Here is a 24,030-nt window from a genome sequence, read left to right as displayed (position 1 = left end):
TCCGGGTTGACGCGCTCCGCTCAGTTGCGTTCGAGCGTCATCACATTGACGTTGGCGAACAGGTCCATGTCAACGTTCTTCATCGAGGTCGAGTAGCCGTAGATGTTCTGCTTGAACCACATCGGGATGGTCGGCATGTCCTGCGCGATGATGTCCTCGGCCTTCTGGTAGCCCTTGATCGCGGTCGCCTCGTCCGAAGCGCCGTCCGCCTGCTTGATCGCCTGCTCGAACTCGGGGCTGTCGTAGTCCGAGTCGTTCGAGGCGGCGCCGGCCTTGTAGAGCGGGGTCAGGTAGTCCTCGATCGACGGGTAGTCGAAGGCCCACGCGCTGCGTAGCAGCCCCTTCAGCGAGTGCGCCCGGGCCTGCTTACGCAGGTCGGCGAGCTGCACGACCGGGGAGCCGACGCACTGCACCGCGAGGTTTTTGGCCAACTGGTTGCAGACCGCGTCGACCCACTCCTTGTGGCCGCCGTCCGCGTTGTAGTACAGCTGGATCTTGTTCGGGCCCTTGGCCGCCTGGTACAGCTGCTTCGCCGCGACGGGGTTGTACTTGCAGGCGTCGCCGCAGGTGTTCGCCCGGGCGCCCTCGACCACCGGTGAGACCCACGAGGTGGCCGGCGCGTACGAGCCCTGGAAGATCTTGTCGATGATCTGCTGCCGGTCGATCGCCATCGAGATCGCCCTGCGCACGTCGACGTTCTTGTACGCCGCCTCCCAGGTGGGGACCGAGATGTACGCGAAGTACGAGGACGGCGTCTGCTTCAGCCGATCGCCGAGGTCGACTTGTGCGCTGGCCAGCTTGTCCGACGGGATCTGCGGCTCGATGTCCAGCTCGCCGGCCTGGAGGTCGGCGTACATGGTGTCCTGGTCCTGGTAGATCTTGAAGTCGACCTCGTTGACCTTCGGCTTGTCCAGCGGGTAGTCCGGGTACGCGATGACGTCGATGCTCTGGTTGTGGTTCCAGGAGCCCTTGATCTGGAACGGGCCGTCCCCGATCGGGTTGTCCTCGTACGCCGTGGTCAGCGTGCCGTCGGCGGCGTACGCGGCGTCGGGCAGCGGGTAGAAGACGTTGTACCCGAGCACCTTCTCGAACTCGGCGAACGGGGCGGAGAGAGTGATCTGGATGGTCAGATCATCGATCTTCTTCACGCCGGACAGCTTGGTGGCCTTCGGCTTCTTGCTGGTGCTCGACTGCATCGCGTCGTAGCCCTGGATCCGGCTGTAGAAGTCGGTGCCGATCTGCGCGTTCGGACCGTACGCGCCGAAGTTCCATGCCTTGATGTAGCTGTCGGCGGTGACCTTCTGGCCGTTGTGGAAGGTGAACCCGTCCTTGAGCTTCACCATCCACACCTTGTTGTCCTTGGTCGTGATCGATGCCGCGGCCGCCTGGTCCAGCACCGGTTTCCCGCTGTCGTCGAAGCGCACCAGCGGCGTGTAGAGCGAGCTGATCACCTGGAAGCCGTTGCTTTCCACGGTGTCGCTGGGGATCAGGTGCTCCGGCTCTGCGATGCCGATGGTGACCGCGGAGCCGACGACGGTGCCGGCGACCGGGGTGAGGCCGCCGGTGTCGCACGCCGCGATGGTCAGGGCGACCGTGACCGGGAGGGTAATCCAGGCGGCCAACCGGTGAACTCTCATGGAGCTGTCTCCTCATCTACTCGCGCTGCGTGCTCGCGATCGATACCGAACGATGCGCGTGATGCTCGGCGAGACGGGTCGCGGTCGAGGGGGACGACCTGACCATCACGAATCAATAACGGAAGATCAATAGTTACTTGTGAGGGTCGCACTAAACCTGATAAAGATTCTTACTGGGTACGTAGCGGACATGTCGGTTTCATCGCCGACCTGGTTATTGGCCGGCTTGAGTCCTGGACAACCGCTTCGCCCGGCCGATTGCCGCGGCGGCCCTTTTGTGGCTGTTCTTGGGCACGCCTCATTGGCGACGATCGTTGCTCAACTCATGGGGGGTGGTTACCTTCCGTGAGATCGCGCTGGTTCGTCGAGGTCCGGGGCGCGGTGGGGTGTGTGTGCGCATTGACTGTAAGCGGCGGAGCGCCGCCGTGGGGATCGCCACAAGCCCCGACCCGGACGGACCGATCGGCCCCTACCGCGTTATGGTGCGACTCATCTCAATCTTCTCAGTGGGAGAGCGTGATCCATGGGCAAGAAGGTCACCGTCGTGGGTGCCGGCTTCTACGGCTCCACTACCGCGCAGCGCCTGGCCGAGTACGACGTCTTCGAGACCGTCGTGCTGACCGACATCATCGAGGGCAAGCCGGCGGGCATCGCCCTGGATCTGAACCAGTCCCGCCCGATCGAAGGCTTCGAGACCAAGGTTGTCGGCGTCACCACCGGGCCGAACGGCGAGGGGTACGAGGCGATCGAGGGCTCGGACGTCATCGTCATCACCGCCGGGTTCCCGCGTAAGCCGGGGATGAGCCGGATGGACCTCCTCGACGTCAACGCGAAGATCGTTCGCACGGTCGCCGAGCAGGTCGCCAAGTACGCCCCGAACGCCGTCGTCATCGTGGTCTCCAACCCGCTCGACGAGATGACCGCGCTGACCCAGATCGCCACCGGGTTCCCGCAGAACCGGGTGCTCGGCCAGGCCGGTGTGCTGGACACCGCCCGGTTCACCCACTTCGTGGCCGAGGAGCTGGGCGTACCGGTCAAGTCGGTCAAGACTCTGACCCTGGGCTCGCACGGCGACACCATGGTTCCGGTGCCGTCGCAGTGCACCGTGGACGGCAAGCCGCTGTCGTCCGTGCTGCCGGCCGACAAGATCGAGGAACTGGTGGTCCGGACCCGCAACGGTGGGGCCGAGGTGAACAACCTGCTCAAGACCGGCTCGGCGTATTACGCCCCGTCGGCCGCCGCCGCCAAGATGGCCCGCGCGGTCGCCGAGGACTCCGGCGAGGTGTGGCCGGTGTGCGCCTGGGTGGACGGCGAGTACGGCATCTCCGGCGTGTACCTCGGCGTGCAGGCCGAGCTGGGCGCGACCGGCGTGCGGCGGATCGTCGAGACGCCGCTGACCGACGACGAGGTGGCCGCGCTCAAGGAGGCCGCCGAGGCGGTACGGGCGAAGCAGGCGGACGTCGCGAACCTCTGAGCACGTGAATTTCATGAACGGCGCCCCGGCGGGCAACTGCCGGGGCGCCGTGCAGTACGCTCGTACTGTTTCGCAGTACGAGCGTACTGTTTGAGCGCCCGGTTTCCGGAGGGAGAGCGCTGCGGTGGCAAAGATCAAGGTGACCAACCCCGTCGTTGAACTCGACGGCGACGAGATGACCCGGATTATCTGGAAGCAGATTCGTGACCAGCTGATCCTGCCGTACCTGGATGTCGAGTTGGAGTATTACGACTTGGGCATCGAGTACCGGGATCAGACCGACGACCAGGTCACGATCGATGCCGCCAATGCCATCAAGCGGCATGGGGTGGGCGTCAAGTGCGCCACGATCACTCCGGACGAGGCCCGGGTCGCCGAGTTCGGCCTGAAGAAGATGTGGCGTTCGCCGAACGGGACGATCCGCAACATCCTCGGCGGCGTGGTCTTCCGCGAGCCGATCATCATGTCCAACGTGCCCCGGCTGGTACCCGGCTGGACGAAGCCGATCGTCATCGGCCGTCACGCGCACGGCGACCAGTACAAGGCCACCGACTTCGTGGTGCCCGGGCCCGGCACGGTGACGATCACCTACACGCCGGAGGACGGCAGCGCTCCGATGGAGCTGGAGATCGCGAAGTTCCCCGGCGGCGGGGTCGCGATGGGCATGTACAACTTCGACGAGTCGATCCGTGACTTCGCGCGGGCCTCGTTCCGGTACGGCCTGGCCCGCAAGTACCCGGTGTATCTGTCGACCAAGAACACGATCCTCAAGGCGTACGACGGCCGGTTCAAGGACCTGTTCGCCGAGGTGTTCGAGGCGGAGTTCGCGGCCGAGTTCGCCGCGGCCGGCATCACCTACGAGCACCGCCTCATCGACGACATGGTGGCCGCCGCGCTGAAGTGGGAGGGCGGCTTCGTCTGGGCCGCCAAGAACTACGACGGCGACGTGCAGTCCGACACGGTCGCGCAGGGCTTCGGCTCGCTGGGCCTGATGACCTCGGTGCTGATGACCCCGGACGGCAAGACCGTCGAGGCGGAGGCGGCGCACGGCACGGTCACCCGGCACTACCGGCAGTGGCAGAAGGGCCAGAAGACGTCGACCAACCCGATCGCGTCGATCTTCGCGTGGACCCGCGGGCTCGCCCACCGGGGCGCGCTCGACGGCACCCCGGCGGTGACCGACTTCGCGCAGAAGCTGGAGCAGGTCTGCGTCGAGACGGTCGAGGGCGGCCAGATGACCAAGGACCTGGCGCTGCTCATCGCGCCGGACGCACCCTGGCTGTCGACGGACGAGTTCATGAACGCGCTGGACACCAACCTGGCGCGCAAGCTCGCCGCCTGATCGGCTGCCGGCCCCGAAACCTCGGGCCCGGCGTGATCGTTGGGCAGGGTGGCAAAGATCGCCTGTCCGTCCCTTCCCTACGGGGGGCCCGGAATTCCGGGCCCCCCGTGCTCGTTCCGTAGGGTTCCCGGCCTTTTCCGTAGGCTTCCCGGCCTCGCGGATGGGTCAGCGCAGGTCCCACTCCACTCCGTCGGGAGTGTCCCGCACCTCGACGCCGGCCGCCGCTAGTTGATCACGGATGCGATCCGAGGCCGCGAAGTCGCGCTCCTCGCGGGCCTGCCGGCGCACATCCAACAGCGCCCCGACCAGCGGCTTCAGGCTCCTGGTGCCGGTCGCGGCGAGTTCGCCGAGGCGTACCACCATCCGGCGCAGCACGGCCCGCGCGTGGTCGCCCTCGTCTGAGGTCAGGGTGTCCGCCGCCCAGGCCGTCAACACCTCCTCCACGTCGAGGATCACCGCCACGCACCCGTCGACGTCCCGTGCCGAGAACGCCGCCGTGAACCGCGTGTCGAGCCGGTCGACGTCGGCGCGCAGCGAGCCGGTCGACGTCGTCGACGAGCCCACGGTGGACGGAACGACCGTGGCGGTCCCGCTGACGGGCGCGCCACCGCTCGTCGCGCCACCGTTGGTCGGGCCGTTGCCGGCCGCCCCGCCAGTGGCCTGGCCGGCGGCGACCGGGGCATCGACAACGCCGGTCAGGTCATCGAACCCGAGCACCGAGCCGCTCGGGAACACCACGCCGCGTCCGGCTTTCCGGATGGTCATCGTGCCGTTGCCGACCACCGACGCGGTGCGCGCGTCGAGATCCAGCAGCACGGCGGTGTGCTCGTCGACGCCGAGGATGAACGACTCCTCCGGCAGCTCGCGTTCGAGCGCGGAGAGACGGCGTTCGCCGAGGTAGCAGAAGCGGGTGTCGTGGTGCCCGCCCTCGGCGTTGTCATAGTGCGGGATGACCACGGCGGGCAGCCCGGTCGCCTGCCGTACCAGGTCCAGGCCCGCTGCCCAGGACGGATTCTCGCCGGCCTTGTAGATCTCATACACCGGCACGGTGTGGGATCCGAGCGTCAGTGCGGCGGCGCTGGCGAACACGACCACCCCACCCTCGGCCAGCCGGCGGGCCAGCAGCTCCGGGATCGGGGTGTCCCGCCACTGGCGCAGCGCATAGGTCGGGCTGCCCGGTCCGGCGAAGAGCCAGGCCGCATCGCCCAACGCCGCCAGGGCCCGCTCCCGGTCCAGCCCGGCCGGTGGCGCCGTGCGCCAGGAGACCACGTCGACCCGCCGGCCCACGCTGGCCGCGAAGTAGCCGACCGCCCGGGTGGAGATGTCGCTCGCGTTTTCCTGGAACCCGTATGGCGTGTCGAGCAGGACGGCCGGCCCGTCGCCGAGCCGCTCGAAGATGGCCCGGTGTGGCTTGACCATGGTGGGCGCGGTCTCTCCGCTGCCCATGATGACGAGTAGTCGGACCATCAGGACGACCCGTCCGGCTCGGCGCGTCCGACGCCGCGCGGCGACCCGGATCGGTCGGCCGCCCGGTCGGCCAGTCCGAGCAGGTCCCGGGCCAGCTCGGTGGGGTGCTGCGCGTGCAGGTCGTGGTCGGCCCCGGGATATTCGCGGATGGTCGCGTCGGACAGCGCCCGGGTCGCTGCCTCGACCCGTGCGCGCCGGCCGTCCGCCTGTCGCGCGTCGCCGGGCAGGGCCGGGATCAGCAACACCGGCACCTGGATCGCCGGGTAGTAGGGCTGCGGCGGGTCGTCCCACATGCTGCGCACGATGCGCATATGCCGGTCGATCGACAGCCGGCGGCTCAGCGACCCGTCGGGCCACACCCGAAGGTTGGCCTCGGTCGCGGCCAGCGCCTCGGCGGACCAGTCCGGGTGCGTGTCGCGCAGGTACCGGCGCAGCTGGGCGGCCGGCAGTCCGTCGATCTCCGGTGGCCGCAACGCGGCCTCGCACGCCTCCCAGGACGAAAACTCCGTCGACGGCGCCAGCCAGCCACCGTCGACCAGGGCGAGCGCGGCCACCAACTCGGGGTGCCGGGCGGCGAAGCTGACCACCACGTTGCCGCCCCAGGACTGGCCGGCCACAACGGCGTCGCGGATGCCGAGCGTGGCGAGATCTTCGGCCGCGGTGGCGGTGTCATAACCGTCTGGGGGCGCGTCGCTCTCGCCGTGCGAACGTAGGTCGACGGCCGTTACCGGATGCCCGGCCGCGGACAGGACGCGGGCCACCCCGTCCCAGAGCCGGGCGTTGGAGGACAGCCCGTGCACCAGCAGGAACGGCTGCAACTCGCCCGGCCACCGGCGGACGTGCAGCGCGATGCCGGGGGCGACATAGACCCGCTCGTCGACCGGCTGCGGCCCGGCCCGCCCGGCCCCGTCTGAGGGGCCGACACGCTCATCAATCGAGGGCATGGCCCCACGGTAGCCGCAGGGTGTGACGAAGTCGCCGTCCCGCCGATCAACCCGGGGACAGTGCCCCGGCTTCCGGACCCGGCGAAACGCCGCCGCGGGAAACCGGTGGCGTCCGTGGCCCGGACCAGTCGTTGCGCATCGCCGCCCAGTGGTACCGCCCGGTGTCCGGCCGGTTGCCATTCACGTGTCGACCGGTCTGGCTCGACGCGTCTGGCACCGCGCGACGATCCAGACCAGTCGCCGACCAGCCGACCGGTGACACCGGGCGCCGGGCGGCACCGGGCGCGCAGCCGCGGATCTCCGGGTGCCGGGTCATCATCCAGCGCAGCGATGAGATGCGGGCGGCGTACTCGTACCCGTAGTGCCCCTGTGCCCGCCACCGGACCCGTACCAGCGGCTCGTCGACGTGCTCGATCGGTGCCCGGCGGGCGGCCCGCATGAGCAGGTCCCAATCCTCGTTCTGGCGGCCCGGGGCGTCCTCGGCGAACAGCCCGCAACCCTGCGGGCCGACCAGAGACGGACGCCGGACCAGGAAGCTCGACGAGCACAGCGCGCCGATCGGGGAGCGGGCCAGCCGATCCAGCCCGATGTGGGTCTGGCCGATCAGCCTCGGGCTGCGGTGGTGCCGGTACGCCAGCTCGATCGCGCAACTGGCCAGGTCGGCCGACGGCGCCGCGCTCAGCGCCTCGACCTGCGCGGTGAGTTTGCCGGGCCGCCACTCGTCCTCGTCGTCGCAGAACGCGACCAGCTCGGTGTCCAGGGCGAGGATGCCGGAGTTGCGGGCGCCGGCCAGCCCGGCTCGCCGGGAGTTCGCCTGTACGCGTACCGGCCGGTCCCCGTCCCGGGCGAGCCCGGCGTCCGGCTCTGCCTGGTCGTACACGACGATCACGCGCAGCGGACCCGGGTACGTCTGCGCGTCGATCGCGGCCAGTGCGCGGCGCAGGATGTCCGGATGGTTCCGGGTGGGTACGACCACGCCGACCGAGGGCCACTTCATGTCTCAATCCCTCCCGTAGCCGTACACGGTGAGCAGGGGAGCGGTCAGCGCGCTCACCAGCCGGCGCTGCCGGGGCGGGATGCAGGCCCGCCACCCCTCGTCCCGGCGCAGCGGCAGCTCGCCGGTAGCGAATCGCATCGGGTTCGCGCCGGCTCCGTGGCACGGGCGCAGCCGTACCGCGTCGTCGGCCAGGAAGTCCATCGGTCCGGTGGCGTCCACCCCGGCGAACTCGGCGACCCGGCGCACCGTCGCGGCCGGGTCGGCGAGCAACTGCTCGTACCGGACCCGGTGCACCGCGACCCCCCGGCGGCGCAACAGCTCGAACGCGGCGTTGTGCGCGTTCCACAGCATGGCCGCCCGCCCCGGCTGGTACCGGTCCGGAGGCGTCGCGGTCGCCGCCGGCCGGCCCTGGGCGCGGCCCCACGAGTACGCGACTCCGCGGCTGTCCCGGACCATGTGGACCACCCGCAGGTCGATCTGGTCCGACCAGCGCAGGCAGTAGGCCAGCGAGGCGTGCTTGGACGAGTCGACGACCACCTGGGCTCCACTGGTCTGGGCCGCCGCCCGGTACACCCGGGCGTAGTAGCTCGCGTACTCGGCCACCAGCTCACCGTGCGGATCCGCCAGCCGCCGGCCGGCCAGTCGCGGGATGTGCCGGCTGCGCTCGACGGCGTCACGCAGCGCCAGGACCCGTACCGGGTCGATGTTGTGCCATCCGCCGAACGCGCGCTCGCCGACCTTGCGCCAGAAGTGGCAGATGGAGAACCTGCGCCCGCATCCGCACCGCTCGTCGTCGCACAGGTCTCGCCGCCACAGGTGGACCACCTCGCCGAGCGTGCAGACGCCGGGCAACTCGCCCAGCACGCGCTCCAGGAGAGTGGTGCCACTGCGGCCGAGGCCGCCGATGAAAATGACGCGTACCACGGCGCCCCCTGTCTGGTTCTGTCCCCTTTAACGAACCGGAGGCGGTGGGGGTGACCGGGTATGCCAGTCTGGATGACCCCCGGTGGTTCCGTTGGTAGGATCGCCGGTATGACTGCGAAGGTGACCCTCTCCTTTTCGGACGACACGATCGCCGAGGCCCGATTGTGGGCACAGCGCGACGGTGTGTCGCTGTCCGCCTGGATCGATCGGGCCGCCCGCGAGCGCAGCCTGCGGGAGATCTTCAACGCGCATGCCGACGCGATCCGCCGGGCCGGACTGGACGATGAGACCGCCGCGCTGGCTGACGAGCGGGAGATTGCGATGATCGACGCGGAGATCTATGGTGTGCCGGGTCGGCGGGGGCCGGCGAGCGATCCCGACCGATAGGAGCGGCGTGCAGCGCGGCGAGATCTGGCTCATCCAGGGGGCCCGCGAACGACTCGGCTTGGTGATCAGTTCCGATGTGTACAACGGCACCGATGTCCCGGTGATCCTCGTCGCCGAGGTCGTCGAGAAGGACCGGCTGCGCGACTCACCGCTGGCGGTGGAGTGCGGGGACTACGTGGTCATGCCGGACCGGCTGTCCTCGCCGATGAAGCGCTGGTTCGTCGACCGGGTGGAGATCGCCGACACCGCGACCATGCGCCAGGTGTCCCGCGCCCTGCGCATCCTGCAAGACCTCTGACGCCCCCGCGGCGGCGGGCTGTGCGAAACCCGCCGGGCGGCGACTAACGCGGCTGCCGGCGGGGATCGATCCAGCCCGCCCGGGCCAGGTGGTCCAGCAGTGAGTCCACCGCACTCTCGACGGTCAGCTCCGACGTGTCCAGTACCAGGTCGGCGTCGGTCGGCTCCTCGTACGGGTCGTCCACCCCGGTCATTCCGGTGAGCTTGCCGGCCCGGGCCTTCGCGTACAGCCCCTTGCGGTCGCGCGCCTCGCAGATCGCCAGCGGAGTCGCGACGTGTACCAGCACGAACCCGGCCCCGGCGTCCTCGGCCATCTGGCGGGCGGCAGCCCGGGCCGCCGCGTACGGCGCGATCGGGGCGCACAGCGCCATGCCGCCGTGCCGCGCGACCTCGGCGGCCACCCATCCGATGCGCCGGACGTTCAGGTCGCGGTCGGCCTTCGAGAAGGTCAGCCCGGCGGACAGCTCCCGGCGCACCACGTCGCCGTCGAGCGTGGTGACCGTGCGCTCGCCGGTCTCCAGCAGTGCGTCGGCAACTCCGCGGGCGATCGTCGACTTGCCCGAGCCGGACAGGCCGGTGAGGAACACGACCAGCCCGCGGTGCCGGCGTGGCGGCCGGTCCCGGGTGAGTTCCCGGGCGACCGCGGGCGGCGTGTGCCACTCGGGGAGCGGGCTGCCCCGGTCGAGCAGGTTGTCGATCTCCTCGCCGGAGAGCGCGAGCCGCCGGAACCGCGGCGGGATGTCGTCCCGGCCACGCCACTGGCCGTCCCGGCTGTCGTACGCCAGCTCGCGCGGAATGATCACTCGTGGGCCACCGCCGGACATCATGGTCTCGCCGGTGGACAGCAGGTGGGTGACCCCGTAAGCGCCGGCGACCCGGGCCCGGAGCAGCGCGTCGCGGATCTCGTCGCCGTGCGAGGCGAGCGGCACGGCCACGACGGTGGCGGGGGGCATCCGGTCGCGGGCCGCGAGCACGCTGCGTACCAGTGCCTCTGCCGGCAGGCCGTCCGGCGTGCCGGTGGCGACCGGGATCAGAACGAGCAGGTGACCGGCCAGAGTCCGCGCGGCGTGCGCGATCTGGGCCAGTTGCGGCCGGTGCAGCGGCCGGTCGGTGATCACTCCGAGTACCCGGCCGGGCGGCAGGAGCGCCCTGACCTCCTCGGGGGACCGGCGCAGCCGCCGGAACGGCCCGTGCCCGCCATCGCCGATCCGCCGCACGGCGCCACCGATACCGGACATACCGTCACGCGTCGCCCAGATGTCGGTCGCGTCGACCGCGGCGACTGGCGCGCCCTCGGGGTCGGTGAGCACAAGCACCCGCTGCAGGGGATTGTTGGTGTCCAGCGCTCGGACCACCGCGGTCGGGGCCTCCAGAGTCACCGGCACCGGCCAGGACGTGCCGTCGGGCAACCGGCCGCGACGGGCCAGGCTGGACAGCTCCGTCCGGCCGTGGAACCCGGTCAGCGGCGCGTACCCGCCGGAGAGCAGCAGCTCAAGGTCGGCCAGCTCATAGCGCCGCGGAGCGTACGTCGGAGCATCCCGAAGCACCTCATCGGGCAGTACCCACCCGCTCATGACCATCCCCTCGCCAACCCGAGGGGACAGTCTTGCAAAACACCGCGCGGGCGCCAAGGGCACCACGGCTTGTAGGTCCGAAGTCGGGGCCGACTGGTCTGGCTCGGCGCGTCTGGACGCCGCGCGGCGACCCAGACCGGTCGTTCGGGGTGAGACGACCATCACGGATTGAAACCGAAATCGAGCGGGTACTCGACATCACTGCCGAAAAGGAGACTCATGCCGAACCTGCGGGTCCACCCGATCGAACACGCGCAGCAACAGCCGGCGCCATCGGAGCCGGTCGAAACCGACGCGCGGACATTCGCCGACATCGAGAACGGCGAGCCGGACGCCACCCTGGACGAGATGGTGCTGCTCGACGCGGCCATCCTCTAGGACAACCCGGCGAAGCGTCGACGGCTGGCCCACCCGGGGGTGGGCCAGCCGTTGCTGTCTGGCGGCGGTGTGCGGACGGGGCCGGTCAGCCGGTGTTGCGCAGGCCGGCCGCGATGCCGTTGACGGTGGTCAGGAGCGCGCGCTCCAGGGTCGGGTCGGCGGTCGCCGGGCGTACCGAACCCGGGGCACCCCGGCCGGCCCGGTACTGGGCGAGCAGCGCGACCTGCAGGTGGTGCAGGGGTTCGAGGTAGGTGTCGCGGACCGCAAGGGTCCGGCCGAGCACCGGCTGCTCCTGCAGTAACGCCGGCTGACCGGTGATGCGCAGGACCTCGTCCACCGTCCGCCGGTACTCCTCCCGGATCTTGTCGAAGATCGGGTGCAACTCCTCGGGTACCAGTGTTTCCACGTACCGCGCCGCGATGGTCAGGTCGGTCTTCGTCAGCATCATCTCGACGTTCGACAGGAACGTCTGGAAGAACTGCCAGCGGCCGAACATGTCGGCCAGCACCGGCCCCAGCCCCGCCTCCCGGGCCGCGGCCAGCCCGGTACCCACGCCGAACCACCCCGGCACGATCTGCCGGGACTGCGTCCAGCCGAACACCCACGGGATCGCGCGCAGCCCGGCGAGCCCGGCACCGGAGTCCGGCCGCTTGGCCGGCCGGGAGCCGATGTTCAACGCGCCGAGCAACTCGGTCGGGGTGGCGGCCCAGAAGTACGCGGGCAGGTTCGGGTCCTCGACCAGCCCCCGGTACGCGGTGAACGCCGCCGCGGAGACCACGTCCATCGCCGAGTCCCAGATGGCCAGGTCCTCGGCCGGTTGCCGGGGCGCGGTGTGCAGCAGGGTCGCCTGGAGCACCGCGGCGACGGTCAGCTCCAGGTTTTCCCGGGCCAGCGCCGGCAGCGTGTACTTGTCGGAGATGACCTCGCCCTGCTCGGTCACCTTGATCGCGCCGTCCAGGGTGCCGAACGGCTGGGCCAGGATCGCCTCGTGGGTGGGGCCGCCACCGCGGCCGACGGTGCCACCGCGGCCGTGGAAGAGCCGCAGCCGTACGCCGTGCTTGGCCGCCACGTCACGCAACGCCCGCTGGGCCCGGTGGATGGACCACTGCGACGTGGTGATGCCGGCCTCCTTGTTGGAGTCCGAGTACCCGAGCATCACCTCCTGCAGGTCGCCCCGGGCGCGGACCAGCTCCCGGTACGCCGGCAGGGACAGCAGCTCGTCCAGCAGCTCGCCGCCGGCGTCCAGCTCGGCCGGGGTCTCCAGCAGCGGTACGAAGCCGACCCTCGCCTGCCGGCTGTGCACGTCGACGAGCCCGGCCTCGCGGGCCAGCAGCACCGCGGCCAGTACGTCGTCGACGCCGAGCGTCATCGAGATGATGTAGGACTCGATGACCTCCGGGCCGAACCGCTCCTGCGCCTGCCGGATCGTGCGGAACACGTCGAACGTCTTGCGCGCGGCGTCGGTCAGCGGGGTGTCCATGCCGGACAGCGGCCGCTTGCCGCCCAGTTCGCGGGACAGCAGTTCGGTGCGCTCCTGCCGGCTCAGCGCCTGGTAGCTGCGTACCTCGCCGGCCCGCTCGAACATCTGGGCCAGTACCCGGTGGTGCGCCTCGGCGTGCTCCCGGACGTCCATCGTCGCCAGGTGCAGCCCGAACGCGGAGATGGTGCGGATCACCTCGGCCAGCCGCCCGGTCGCGGTCAACTGCCCGGCGTTGCGGGCCAGCGAGGCGCGCATGACCTCCAGGTCGGCCACCAGCTGGGCCGAGCCCTGGTAGTCCCGGCCGGGCACGTGCGGTCCCTGCGCGGCCAGCCGGGTACGGGTGTTGGCCAGCTTGACCTTGATGCACCGGGCCTTGAGCCGGTATGGCTCCTCGGCGTTGACCCGGCGGAACCGTTCGGCCAGCTCGGGCAGCTTCTCCAGGTCGGCGGCGAGGCTGGCGGACAGGTCCAGGGACACCCCGCGCAGGCGGCGGGACACGGATACCTCGTTGATCAGATCGTCGATCACCGACTCGGCCGCCCGGATGCCGTGTTCGTGCTGGATGAGCAGGACGTCGCGAGTGACCGTCGGGGTCACGAACGGGTTGCCGTCACGGTCGCCGCCGATCCAGGTGCCGAAGGACAGCGGCCGGGCGGTCGGCGCGGTCTCGACGCCCAGGTCGCGCAGGGTGTCGGCGAGGTCGGTGAGCACCTGGGGAGCGGCGTCGCCGTACAGGTCGGTGAGGTAGTAGACCGCGTTGCGCGCCTCGTCGGTCGGGTCGGGCCGGTCCACCCGCAGCTCATCGGTCTGCCAGAGCAGGTCGATCAGTTCGGCCAGCCGCCGGTCGGCGGTGCGTACCCGGCCCTCTCCGGCCGTCCGGAAGCCGGCCGGGGCGCCGAAGAGCGCAGTGGCCGCGGCCTCGGCGTCCAGCTGATCGGCGACCCCGCGCAGCTTCGACAGGATGGAGCGGCGGGCCGCCTCGGTCGGGTGCGCGGTGAACACCGGGCGGATCGCCAGCTGCCGGGCGGCCGCCGCGATCTCGTCCGCCGGTACCCCGCGCTCCGAGATCAGCCGCGCGGCCTGGTCCAGCCAGCCGCCCCGCTCCGCGCGGAGCCTGCGCAGCTCGCGGGCCCGGTGCACCTGCTCGGTGACGTTGGCCAGGTGGAAGTACGTGGAGAAGGCGCGGGCGAGCTTCGTGCCGGTGCCCACGTCGACGGCGGACAGCCGGGCGGCGGCCTCGGCGGCGTCGGCCCGGACCAGCGCCCGGACCTCCTCGACCAGGTCGAGCAGCGCCTGCCCCTCCTGCCGGACCAGGGTGTGGCCGAGCAGGGTGGAGAGTCGGCGGATGTCGGCGCGCAGTGCAGCGCCAGGATCAGTGCGATCAGCCACGTTGGCTCCTTCGGAGAGAGCATCGTCGGGAGGACCGCGTTGTCCGGGCAATCGCATGCTATCCGGTGGCGGTCGGGACGAAACCGAGGCGCTCGTCACGTCCACGCGGTCGGGGTCTCCCGGTGACCCGGCGTTCATGATCGCCGCTACCCGCGGTCACCCGTCCGGAGGACCGTCGCCGCGAGTAGTCTTGACTGCATACCCCCCGTCCAGCCCGGACGAGGGGGACTTGTCGCGTGCCCGTTCACTACGGAAAGTGACATTGATGAAGCTTTACGGCCTCCTCGAATCCGCCCTCGCCGACCCCGCCCTGGCCTCCGCGCGCGATCTTGCGCGCGACTCGGCCGGGCCGAACGCCGTGAACACGGCCGCGGCCGAGCAGCTGGACCTGACCGCGCCCGCCGCGCTGCGCCCGTTCGTGGTCGCCGCGCTGGCGGCCTCGGCGGACGGGGACCGCGCCGGTGGGGCCGGGCGGCCGGTGCTCGCCGTGACCGCGACCTCCCGGGAGGCCGACGACCTCGCGAACGCGCTGGGCTGCCTGCTCCCGTCCGACCAGGTCGTGGTGTACCCGGCCTGGGAGACCCTGCCGCATGAGCGGCTCTCGCCGCGCTCCGACACGGTCGGTCGGCGACTGGCGGTACTGCGCCGGCTGGCCCACCCGGACGAGCGCGGGCCGGTACGCGTGGTGGTCGCGCCGGTCCGGTCGGTGCTCCAGCCGCAGCTGCGCGGCCTCGGCGACCTGGAACCCGTCGAGCTGCACACCGGCGGCAGCGCCGACCTCGAAGAGGTGGTACGGCGGCTCACCGACATCGCGTACGCGCGGGTCGACCTGGTGGAGAAGCGCGGGGAGTTCGCCGTACGCGGCGGGATCCTCGACGTGTTCCCGCCGACCGAGGAGCACCCGCTGCGGGTGGAGTTCTGGGGCGACGACATCGAGGAGATCCGCACCTTCGCCGTCGCCGACCAGCGCACCCTGGCGGCCACCGACCGGCTGTGGGCGCCACCCTGCCGTGAGCTGCTGCTGACTCCGGAGGTCCGGGCGCGGGCCGCCGAGCTGGCCGAAGCGCATCCGGCGCTGGCCGAGATCCTGGACAAGCTGGCCGAGGGCATCCCGGTCGAGGGCATGGAGTCGCTGTCCCCGGTGCTGGTCCCCGGCGACCTGCAGCTGCTGCTGCACGAGATGCCGGTGAACACGATCGTGGTGCTGTGCGACCCGGAGCGCATCCGGACCCGGGCACACGACCTGGTCCGTACCAGCGCGGAGTTCCTGGAGGCGAGCTGGGCCGCGGCGGCGGTCGGCGGCCAGGCGCCCATCGACCTCGGCGCGGCCGCGTTCCGCACTCTCGCCGAGGTCCGGGCGACCGCGGCCGAGCTGGGCCAGCCCTGGTGGTCGATCTCACCGTTCGGCGTGGTCGAGGCGGCCGCCTCGACCGAGGTGCAGCCCTGGGAGGAGCCGCTGCCCGAGGTCACCGTGACGCCGGACGTCGGCCGGGCGCTGGCTCTGGCGGCCCAGCCCGTTCCGCTGTACCACGGCGACACCGGCCGGGTGCTGGACGACCTCAAGCGCTGGTCCGGGGACGGCTGGCGGGTGGCGATGGTGTTCGCCGGCAACGGTCCGGCGCAGCGCTCGGTCGAGGTTCTGCGCGACGCCGGCCTCGGGGTCACCCTGGCCGACGACATCGCGCGGCCACCGGCGCCGGGCACCGTGATCATCTCCACCGGCGGCCTGGAGTTCGGCTTCGTCGACGAGGCGTCCCGGCTGGCCGTGGTCACCGGTACCGACATCTCCGGCGGGCGCGGGGCATCCACCCGGGACATGCGCAAGATGCCCAGCCGGCGGCGCAACACCATCGACCCGCTGGAGCTGCGCCCCGGCGACTACGTGGTGCACGAGCAGCACGGCATCGGCCGGTACCTGGAGCTGGTGCAGCGCACGGTCAACGGCGCGGAGCGCGAGTACCTGGTCATCGAGTACGCGGCCTCGAAGCGGGGCCAGCCGGGCGACCGGCTGTTCGTCCCGACCGACCAGCTCGACCAGCTGTCCCGGTACGTGGGTGGCGAGGCGCCCGCCGTGCACAAGCTGGGCGGCTCGGACTGGGCGAAGTCGAAGGCCCGGGCGCGCAAGGCGGTACGGGAGATCGCCGCCCAGCTGATCCAGCTGTACGCGGCACGGCAGAGTTCCCGGGGGTACGCGTACGGCCCGGACACCCCGTGGCAGCGCGAGCTGGAGGACGCGTTCCCGTACACCGAGACGCCGGACCAGCTCTCCGCGATCGAAGAGGTCAAGACCGACATGGAGAAGGCGGTTCCGATGGACCGGCTGATCTGTGGCGACGTCGGCTACGGCAAGACCGAGATCGCGGTGCGGGCGGCGTTCAAGGCGGTACAGGACGGCAAGCAGGTCGCCGTACTGGTCCCGACCACCCTGCTGGTGCAGCAGCACTACAACACGTTCGCCGAGCGGATGAACCAGTTCCCGGTGACGATCCGCCAGCTGTCCCGGTTCCAGACGCCGAAGGAGGCGGAGCAGACCCTGACGATGGCCGCCGAGGGCACCGCCGACATCGTCATCGGTACCCACCGGCTGCTGCAGAACAGCACCCGGTTCAAGCAGCTCGGCATGGTCGTGGTCGACGAGGAACAGCGCTTCGGCGTGGAGCACAAGGAGTTCCTCAAGCAGCTGCGCACCGCGGTCGACGTGCTGACCATGAGCGCGACCCCGATCCCACGGACCCTGGAGATGGCCATCACCGGCATCCGCGAGATGTCCACCATCGCCACCCCGCCGGAGGAGCGCCACCCGGTGCTCACGTTCGTCGGGGCGTACGACGACAAGCAGGTCTCCGCGGCCATCCACCGCGAGCTGCTGCGCGACGGCCAGGTGTTCTACCTGCACAACCGGGTCGAGTCCATCGAGAAGGCGGCCCGCCGGCTGCGGGAGCTGGTACCCGAGGCGCGGATCGCGGTGGCGCACGGCCAGATGGGCGAGGACGCCCTGGAGAAGGTGATGGTCGGCTTCTGGGAGAAGGAGTACGACGTCCTGGTCTGCACGACCATCGTGGAGTCCGGTATCGACATCCCGAACGCCAACACGCTGATCGTGGAGCGGGCCGACCTGCTCGGTCTGGCTCAGCTCCACCAGATCCGGGGCCGGGTCGGCCGGGGCCGGGAGCGGGCGTACGCGTACTTCCTGTACCCGGGCGAGAAGCCGCTGACCGAGCACGCGCACGAGCGGCTGGCCACCATCGCCCAGCACACCGAGCTGGGTGCCGGCATGTACGTGGCCATGAAGGACCTGGAGATCCGGGGGGCCGGCAACCTGCTGGGCGGTGAGCAGTCCGGGCACATCGAGGGCGTCGGGTTCGACCTGTACGTGCGGATGGTCGGCGAGGCCGTGTCGCAGTTCAAGGGCGAGAAGCCGGACGAGGAGGAGGTCGACGTCAAGATCGACCTGCCGGTCGACGCGCACCTGCCGCACGAGTACATCGGCGTGGAACGGCTGCGCCTGGAGATGTACCGGAAGCTCGCCTCCGCCCGGTCCGAGGAGGCGCTCAACGAGGCGGTGACCGAGATGCAGGACCGGTACGGTACCCCGCCCGAGCAGGTGGCCAACCTGATCGCGGTGGCCCGGTTCCGGTTGCTGGCCCGCTCGTACGGGCTGACCGATGTGTCCCTGCAGGGGCGGCACATCCGGTTCTCGCCGGTACCGTTGCCGGACTCGAAGCAGCTGCGCCTGCGGCGCCTGTACCCGGACGCGGTCTACAAGACGGCCACAGACCAGGTGTCGGTACCCCGGCCGTCGACCCGCCGGGTGGGCGGCGAACCGCTGCGCGACACCGGCCTCCTGGAGTGGTGCGCCGAATTGATCACCTCGGTACTCGATGCCCCGAAACCGGCGCAAGCCCCCCGCAGCACCGCTGGCCAGCCGGCGTGAGAGAGTGTGCTCCATGCCTCGCCGTCGCTTGATCGCCGCCGCCGCAACGGGTGTGCTGGCTCTCGCCGCGCTGACCGGGTGCCGGTTTGAGACCGGCGCCGACGCCGCCTACGTCGGCGACACGCGCTTCTCCAACCACCAGATCGACACCCTGGTCGCGCAGCTGAAGAAGGATGGCGCCAAGATCCAGGACAGCGATCAGGCCCAGGTGCGGCGCCAGATCGTCGCGAACGAGGTCTTCATCGAGGTCGCGAAGCGGTTCTCCAAGGAGAAGGGCTACCCGGCCCCGACCGAGAACATCGACACGCTCGCGCAGAGCGCCGCGCAGGGCATCGGGCTGCCGATCAACGACGCGTATGTTCAGCTCGTCGCGACCGCTGAGGCATACCGCGAGCTGCTGACCGAGAAGGCCAGCGAGGGCACCGTCACCGACGCGGACTACCGGGACGCGTTCAACCTGCTGGTCTCTCAGCAGGCCGCCGGCCCCTCCGACTTCGCGGAGGTCAAGCAGGCCCTGCAGAGCCAGTTCGCCTCGGATCTCGCGAAGGCCGTGACCGTGCGCAACGAGCTGACCGACGCGATGAAGCGGTACAACGTCTCGCTGAACCCCCGCTACCAGCCCGCGGGCATCACTCTCGCCACCGTCCCGACCCAGAGCGGCGACAACCTGCCGGTGGCGCAGCTGACCATCGGCGGTTCCAAGGGCGGGGCTCCGGTCCTTGACCTCACGCCCACCGTGGCGCCGACCGACGACCAGAGCGCCTCGAACCCGGCGCAGTAGCGGTCGATGCCCGGACGGATCGTCCTGCTGGTGACCTCACCCCGGCTGCCGGCCGGGCTGCTCACCGCCGCCGCCTGGGACGCGGTCCGGGCCGCGCCGGTGTTCACCGCCGTCGATGGCGCGCAGGCCGCCGCGCTGCGTGCCGCCGGGATCCCGGTGACCGTCACCGCCGACGGGGTGGCCGACCTGATCGCCGCCGGTACCGCCGTCTGGCTGGCCGGCCCGACCGGCGACGAGGACCTGGCCCGGGCGCTCGGGCTGCGGCTGGCCAGCGAGCCGGGCCTGGCCGAGCTGGAGCTGATGTACGGCTCCTGGGATCCGCCCGGCTCCCGGCTGCTGGACGTGGTGACCGTGATGGACCGGCTGGCCTCGCCGGGCGGCGACCCGTGGAAGCTCGCCCAGACGCACCGCAGCCTGGCGAAGTACATGCTGGAGGAGGCGTACGAGGCGTACGACGCCATCCAGGCGGACGACCAGGCCGCGCTGCGCGAGGAGTTGGGCGACGTACTGCTCCAGGTGGTCCTCCACGCCCGCCTCGCCGAGAACCTGCCGGACGGGCAGGGCTGGAGCGTCGACGACGTCGCCGGGGACCTGGTCGACAAGCTGATCCGGCGCAACCCTCACGTGTTCGGCGCTGAGCCGGTCGAGGACATCGACGAGATCACCGAGCAGTGGGAGCGGATCAAGAAGGCGGAGAAGGCCCGGACCTCCGTGCTGGACGGGATCGCCTGGTCCCAGCCGGCGCTCGCGCTGGCCGCGAAGATCCTGTCCCGGGTCGAGCGGGCCGGGCTCGCGACCGAACTCCCGATCGAGAGCCCGAACGGCGGTGGGCTGGACGGCGGTGGGCCGGACGGTGACGGGCTCGGCGCCCGGCTGCTGCGCATGGTGGCTGACAGCCCCGAGGACGCGGAGGCGGCGCTGCGCCGCGCGGTGAGCGCCTACGCCGAGCGGGTACGGGCCGCGGAGCGCGCCTCCTCCACGGGTGCGGCGCCGGCGGGTTCCGAGCCGACCGGTCCGACCGGCACCGGAGCCTGATCCGTCGCCGTAGCGGACGGTCCAGCCCAGTCGACCGCCAGCCCGGCACCCAGACCGGCCGCGACGACCAGAGTGCCGAGCAGGGCGCCGGGTGCCGGAGCGGTGTGATCGATCACGGCGGTACCGGCCAGTGAGGCCACCGGGAGCAGCCCGGCGAACATCCCGGCCCGCTCGACGCCCAGCCGGCGCAGGCCGCCGTACCAGCAGAGGAACGCCACGACGGTGAGCACGACGGCGAGGTAGAGCAGGGCGACGCCCTCCGCCGCGGTCGGCACCCGCAGCCGGTGCCACTCACCGGTCACCAGGGCGGCCACCGCCAACTGCGGTACCGCGAGGGCGCACGCCCACGCGGACACCCGTACCGGCCCCAGTTCGTCCAGCAGCGGCGCGGCGAGCAGGGAGAACAGCACCTCCCCGGCTAGCGCGCCGAGCGCCCAGCACAGCCCGGCGGCGCTCGCGTGCCCACCGCCCTGCACCAGCGCGATGCCGGCCACCACGACGGCACCGCAGCCCACCACGCGTGCCGACGGGCGGCGCCGGCCCGGAGCCCCCCGGCGTGAACGCCGCCTGACCGGTCCAGCCCAAGTGCTGGCCCGCGAGCCGGCCAGCACCGGCCCGAGGATCGCCAGCAGCAGCGGAGTGCCGCCGATCACCGTGCCGAGCACGGCCGGGTCGGCGTGCCGGAGCGCGGCGAGGACGCACACGTTGAACGCGGCCAGCCCGGTGGCCGCCAGCCCGGCGAGCCGCAGCAGTTCCCGGCGGTACGGGGCCCGGCCGGCGGATCGGCGTACCAGCGCGGCCAGCAGCGCCGCGGCGATCAGGTACCGGACAGCCTGGCTGGTCAGCGTCGGGTACCCGGTCAACTCCCGGCTCACCGGGAACGAGGTGCCGAGGATGGTCATCGCGGTCGCGCACAGCACCGCTCCGGTCGATCTCATGCTGGCGACGGTACGAAGCCGAGTGGTCTACTGAGAAGGTCCACTGACGCGCATTGTAAGGGGACCACTTGTTCGTCCTCGACCGCCGGCGACCGGCGCTCGGCGAGCAGCTCGCGGCCGCGCTGCGCACCGCGATCGCGGACGGCAGCCTGGGCGCAGGCACCCGCCTGCCGGCAACTCGGGACCTCGCGGCGGAGCTGGGTGTGTCGCGGGGACTGGTGGTCGGCGCCTACGAGCAGTTGCTGGCCGAGGGGCGGCTGGTGGCCCGGCACGGCTCGGGCACGTTCGTCGCCACCGGTGCCGCGCAGCCGCCCGTCCCTCGGGCACCGGCGCGACCGGCACCGGTGGTCGCGCTGCGGCCCGGCATCCCGGACCTGGCCCAGTTCCCCCGCCGGGCCTGGCGCCGCGCGTACGAGAGCGCCCTGCGCACCGCCGCCGACAGCGACTTCGACTACGGCGATCCGGCGGGCGCGCTCCGGCTGCGCGCCGAGTTGACCGGTTACCTGGTGCGGGTCCGGGCGGCCCGGGTGGAGCCCGCCGGGCTGCTGGTCACGTCTGGTGCGGCGCAGGCCCTGGCCCTGCTGGCGGCGGTACTGCGCGCCCGGGGTGTGGACCGGATCGGGGTGGAGGACCCGGGCAGTCCGCCGATCCGGGAGCACCTGATCGCGGCGGGGCTGCGGCCCGTACCGGTGCCGGTCGACAGCCAGGGGCTGGATGTCGCCGCGCTGTCCCGTACCCGGCTGGCCGCCGTGGTGGTCACGCCGGCACACCAGTTCCCGACCGGCGTGGTCCTCTCGCCCGAGCGGCGTACTGCGCTCGTCGCCTGGGCCGCCCGCACCGGCGGCCTGATCGTGGAGGACGACTACGACGCGGAGTTCCGCTACGACCGCGATCCGGTCGGCAGCCTCCAGGGGATGGCCACCGGATCGGTGGCGCACATCGGCTCGGTGAGCAAGGCGCTGGCCCCGGCCCTTCGGCTGGGGTGGCTGGCCGGACCGCCCCGGCTGATGGCGGAGCTGGCCGTCGCCAAGTCGGCGGCGGACAACGGCGGACCGGTGCTGGAACAGCTCGCGTTCGCCGAACTCCTGGCGACCGGCGGGTACGAGCGGCACCTGCGTACCGTGCGCCGGCTGTACCGGCTGCGCCGTGACGTCGCGGTCGCGGCGATCGCCGAGCACCTTCCCGGGGCGACGGTCGCCGGCGTGGCGGCCGGCATGCACCTGCTGGTCACCCTGCCGCCCGGCGTGGACGACGTGGCGCTCGCCGGGCGGGCCGCGGCGCTGGGTATCGGGGCGCTGGCACTGTCCACCACCCGGATCAGCGCGCCCGGACCGCCGGGGCTCGCCATCGGGTACGCGGCGCTGCCGCCCGACCGGCTGCGGGATGCCATCGCCTCGGTCGGCAGGCTGCTCGGGTAGGTTGCTGGGATGTCCGACGACTTTGTGACCATCGCGGAGCGCGTGGTAGAGGCGGTCCTGGAAGCCAACCCCGAACTGGCGACCGACGCGGGGGATCACCGGTTCGACGGCCGGTTGCCGGACTTCTCCGCCGACGGCGTCGCGCGGGACGTGGCGATGCTGCGCGAGGCGTCCGCCGCGCTGTCTCAGGTGGACGAGGACACCCTCGACGCCGAGGGGCGGGTGGACCACGAGGTCCTGATGTCGTTGGTGGACCGGCTGCTGTTCGATCTCACCGAGGTGCGTGAGCACGAGTGGAACCCGCTGGCACACAATCCCGGCGTGCTCCTGCACTCGCTGATCTCCCGGCCGTACGCGCCGGTCGCGCAGCGGCTGGAGAGCCTCGCCCAGCGGCTGGAGGCCATTCCGGACGCGCTGGCCACCGCGCGGGCCACCCTGGTGGACTGCCCGCGCGTACACCTGGAGACGGCGCAGGGCCAGTTCGCCGGCACCGCCGGGCTCATCGCCAGCGAGGTGCCCCGGCTGCTGGCCGAGGAGCCGGCGCTGGCCGGCCGGGTCGAACCGGCAGCGCAGCGGGCCCGTACCGCGCTGGACGAGTTCGGCGGCTGGCTCGGTACCCAGCTCGCCGACGGCGGCGCCGGCCGCGACCCGAGGCTGGGGCGGCGGCTCTGGGAGGCCCGGCTGTGGCACACCCTGGACACCGGCCTGACCGCGGCCGAGGTGCTGTCCCGGGCGCAGGACACCCTCGACCGGGTCAGCGAGCAGCTACGGGAGGTCTCCGCCCGGATGGTCGGGGGCCCGGAGACCGACGAGACGGTACGCGCGGCTCTCGACCGGCTGGCCGAGGAGCATCCGGACAACACGTCCATCGTGGACCTGGCGAAGCGCAGCCTCGACGAGGCGACCGAGTTCGTGCGTGCCAACGAGCTGGTGTCGCTGATCGACGACCCGTGCGTGATCCAGGAGATGCCGGAGTTCGCCCGGGGCGTCGCGGTGGCATACTGCGACCCGCCCGGCGCGCTGGAGACCTCCGAGGTGCCCACGTTCTACTGCATCTCGCCGACGCCCAGCGACTGGTCGCCGGAGCGGATCACGTCGTTCTACCGCGAGTACAACGACCACATGGTCCGCAACCTGACCGTGCACGAGGCGATGCCGGGCCACTTCCTCCAGCTGGCGCACGCGCGCCGGTACCGGGGGTCGACCAGGGTCCGGTCGCTGGGCTGGTCCGGTCCGTTCGTCGAGGGCTGGGCGGTCTACACCGAGGAGCTGATGGCGGACTACGGCTTCGGCGGCGTACCGGTCCGGCTCCAGCAGCTCAAGATGCAGTTGCGCTGCGCGCTCAACGCGGTCATCGACCAGCTGGTGCACTGCGAGGGGTTGACCGAGGCGGACGCCATGGCGCTGATGACCGGGCGCGGGTTCCAGGAGGAGGGCGAGGCGGCCGGCAAGTGGCGGCGGGCGCTGCTCACCTCGACCCAGCTGTCGACGTACTTCGTCGGGTACGTCGAGGTGGCCGGGATCGGCCGCGCCCGGCCGTCCGAGGTACCGGTGCGCGACTGGCACGACCGCATGCTCGCGCACGGCTCGCTCGCGCCCCGGCACCTGCGGACGCTGCTGGGCGTCTGACCCGC

Annotated in this window: 18 protein-coding genes; 10 read left to right on the top strand and 8 right to left on the bottom strand. The window is 71.5% G+C overall.

Annotated features, from left to right (window positions below):
* Positions 1-20: 20 nt before the first annotated feature.
* On the bottom strand, positions 21-1,637 hold the full coding sequence (locus Raf01_RS01505) for a peptide ABC transporter substrate-binding protein (RefSeq protein ID WP_203915846.1): 1,617 nt from the start codon (positions 1,635-1,637) through the stop codon (positions 21-23).
* Positions 1,638-2,160: 523 nt separating this feature from the next.
* On the opposite strand from Raf01_RS01505, the gene mdh reads away from it, so the two are divergent.
* On the top strand, positions 2,161-3,111 hold the full coding sequence (mdh, locus tag Raf01_RS01500) for a malate dehydrogenase (protein WP_203915845.1): 951 nt from the start codon (positions 2,161-2,163) through the stop codon (positions 3,109-3,111).
* A gap of 124 nt (positions 3,112-3,235) precedes the next feature.
* Complete coding sequence (locus tag Raf01_RS01495) at positions 3,236-4,453, top strand: NADP-dependent isocitrate dehydrogenase (RefSeq protein ID WP_203915844.1); 1,218 nt, start codon at positions 3,236-3,238, stop codon at positions 4,451-4,453.
* Between the two features lie 165 nt (positions 4,454-4,618).
* On the opposite strand, the gene Raf01_RS01490 is transcribed toward Raf01_RS01495, so the two are convergent.
* The 4 genes from Raf01_RS01490 to Raf01_RS01475 are packed head-to-tail and all read right to left on the bottom strand — an operon-like array spanning position 4,619 to position 8,785.
* Positions 4,619-5,920 carry a CysS/YqeB C-terminal domain-containing protein gene (locus Raf01_RS01490; RefSeq protein ID WP_203915843.1) on the bottom strand — a complete coding sequence of 434 codons (1,302 nt, stop codon included), beginning with the start codon at positions 5,918-5,920 and terminating at the stop codon, positions 4,619-4,621.
* The gene (locus tag Raf01_RS01485) at positions 5,920-6,864 is read right to left on the bottom strand and encodes an alpha/beta fold hydrolase (RefSeq protein WP_203915842.1); all 945 of its coding nucleotides are present in this window, start codon (positions 6,862-6,864) and stop codon (positions 5,920-5,922) included. The genes Raf01_RS01490 and Raf01_RS01485 overlap by 1 nt, the downstream gene beginning before the upstream one ends.
* Positions 6,865-6,910: 46 nt before the next feature.
* Positions 6,911-7,861 (bottom strand): glycosyltransferase family 2 protein, encoded by a 951-nt coding sequence (locus Raf01_RS01480; protein WP_203915841.1) that lies wholly within the window; start codon positions 7,859-7,861, stop codon positions 6,911-6,913.
* A 3-nt stretch (positions 7,862-7,864) separates the two neighbouring features.
* Positions 7,865-8,785, bottom strand: a complete 921-nt coding sequence (locus Raf01_RS01475; protein WP_203915840.1) for a sulfotransferase family protein — start codon at positions 8,783-8,785, stop codon at positions 7,865-7,867.
* Between the two features lie 108 nt (positions 8,786-8,893).
* Between Raf01_RS01475 and Raf01_RS01470 the strand changes: the two genes are divergently transcribed.
* The gene (locus Raf01_RS01470) at positions 8,894-9,172 is read left to right on the top strand and encodes a DUF6364 family protein (protein WP_203915839.1); all 279 of its coding nucleotides are present in this window, start codon (positions 8,894-8,896) and stop codon (positions 9,170-9,172) included.
* Positions 9,173-9,179: 7 nt separating this feature from the next.
* The gene (locus tag Raf01_RS01465) at positions 9,180-9,470 is read left to right on the top strand and encodes a type II toxin-antitoxin system PemK/MazF family toxin (protein WP_239133286.1); all 291 of its coding nucleotides are present in this window, start codon (positions 9,180-9,182) and stop codon (positions 9,468-9,470) included.
* Positions 9,471-9,513: 43 nt separating this feature from the next.
* On the opposite strand, the gene cysC is transcribed toward Raf01_RS01465, so the two are convergent.
* Positions 9,514-11,043, bottom strand: coding sequence for an adenylyl-sulfate kinase (cysC, locus tag Raf01_RS01460; RefSeq protein ID WP_203915837.1), 1,530 nt, complete (start codon positions 11,041-11,043; stop codon positions 9,514-9,516).
* Positions 11,044-11,262: 219 nt separating this feature from the next.
* Here cysC and Raf01_RS01455 point away from each other — a divergent pair, with 219 nt between their 5' ends.
* The gene (locus tag Raf01_RS01455; protein ID WP_203915836.1) at positions 11,263-11,421 is read left to right on the top strand and encodes a hypothetical protein; all 159 of its coding nucleotides are present in this window, start codon (positions 11,263-11,265) and stop codon (positions 11,419-11,421) included.
* A gap of 85 nt (positions 11,422-11,506) precedes the next feature.
* On the opposite strand, the gene ppc is transcribed toward Raf01_RS01455, so the two are convergent.
* Complete coding sequence (gene ppc / locus Raf01_RS01450; RefSeq protein WP_373319426.1) at positions 11,507-14,290, bottom strand: phosphoenolpyruvate carboxylase; 2,784 nt, start codon at positions 14,288-14,290, stop codon at positions 11,507-11,509.
* Between the two features lie 265 nt (positions 14,291-14,555).
* On the opposite strand from ppc, the gene mfd reads away from it, so the two are divergent.
* The 3 genes from mfd to Raf01_RS01435 are packed head-to-tail and all read left to right on the top strand — an operon-like array spanning position 14,556 to position 20,040.
* On the top strand, positions 14,556-18,224 hold the full coding sequence (gene mfd, locus Raf01_RS01445; protein ID WP_203915834.1) for a transcription-repair coupling factor: 3,669 nt from the start codon (positions 14,556-14,558) through the stop codon (positions 18,222-18,224).
* Positions 18,225-18,237: 13 nt separating this feature from the next.
* Positions 18,238-19,005 carry a hypothetical protein gene (locus Raf01_RS01440; protein WP_203915833.1) on the top strand — a complete coding sequence of 256 codons (768 nt, stop codon included), beginning with the start codon at positions 18,238-18,240 and terminating at the stop codon, positions 19,003-19,005.
* A 6-nt stretch (positions 19,006-19,011) separates the two neighbouring features.
* On the top strand, positions 19,012-20,040 hold the full coding sequence (locus Raf01_RS01435) for a nucleoside triphosphate pyrophosphohydrolase (RefSeq protein ID WP_203915832.1): 1,029 nt from the start codon (positions 19,012-19,014) through the stop codon (positions 20,038-20,040).
* On the opposite strand, the gene Raf01_RS01430 is transcribed toward Raf01_RS01435, so the two are convergent.
* The gene (locus tag Raf01_RS01430; protein ID WP_203915831.1) at positions 19,944-20,978 is read right to left on the bottom strand and encodes a DMT family transporter; all 1,035 of its coding nucleotides are present in this window, start codon (positions 20,976-20,978) and stop codon (positions 19,944-19,946) included. The genes Raf01_RS01435 and Raf01_RS01430 overlap by 97 nt on opposite strands.
* Before the next feature lie 68 nt (positions 20,979-21,046).
* Between Raf01_RS01430 and pdxR the strand changes: the two genes are divergently transcribed.
* Both pdxR and Raf01_RS01420 read left to right on the top strand, forming a co-directional pair.
* Entirely contained in the window at positions 21,047-22,396 is a 1,350-nt protein-coding gene (gene pdxR / locus Raf01_RS01425) for a MocR-like pyridoxine biosynthesis transcription factor PdxR (protein WP_203915830.1), read from the top strand.
* 9 nt (positions 22,397-22,405) lie between these two features.
* Complete coding sequence (locus tag Raf01_RS01420) at positions 22,406-24,025, top strand: DUF885 domain-containing protein (protein ID WP_203915829.1); 1,620 nt, start codon at positions 22,406-22,408, stop codon at positions 24,023-24,025.
* The last annotated feature ends 5 nt before the right edge of the window (positions 24,026-24,030 follow it).

The sequence above is a fragment of the Rugosimonospora africana genome, from assembly GCF_016862975.1.
In the GTDB taxonomy this organism is placed as follows: domain Bacteria; phylum Actinomycetota; class Actinomycetes; order Mycobacteriales; family Micromonosporaceae; genus Rugosimonospora; species Rugosimonospora africana.
Note: the sequence above shows the minus strand (reverse complement) of the source record. Positions and strands in the feature narration are given on the sequence as shown.